The sequence below is a fragment of the Helicobacter pylori SA37A genome, from assembly GCF_000476015.1.
In the GTDB taxonomy this organism is placed as follows: domain Bacteria; phylum Campylobacterota; class Campylobacteria; order Campylobacterales; family Helicobacteraceae; genus Helicobacter; species Helicobacter pylori_DB.
Window position 1 is genome coordinate 1 of record NZ_CBOO010000043.1, and the last position, 367, is coordinate 367.

A 367-nucleotide genomic window follows, 5' to 3' on the forward strand; every position below is an offset into this window, starting at 1 on the left:
CATTAAATTAAATCAAACACATCACCATTTAAAATAAGATAAAAACGCATCATCATTAAAGAATGAAAAATAAGATGGTTTTAGCCCTATAGTTTCTGTAACACTGCCTAGTCCAGCATTATTAAGCAAGGATAAAATCTCTTTTAAAGACTTGTCTAATTTAGCTTTACTTTTAGCCCTTATAACTAAGTTTAAAGCACACTCTTGCATGCTCAAACGATTGGCTTGCACTAATTCTATATAATTATCAATATCAGCTTTTACTATTTTAGAAAGCGTGAGCTTTTTCTTAGTTTTTAAAAAATTCAGGCTTTCAAATTGCCCTAAAGAGCGGATATGAAAGATTAAATCTAGTTCAATTTGGGTG

The 367-nt window shown here is 30.0% G+C and carries 1 pseudogene; it reads right to left on the reverse strand.

Annotated elements, in window-relative coordinates:
• Positions 1–45: 45 nt before the first annotated feature.
• A pseudogene (locus QT76_RS07810) lies at positions 46–367 on the reverse strand (VirB4 family type IV secretion/conjugal transfer ATPase); the annotation flags it as partial.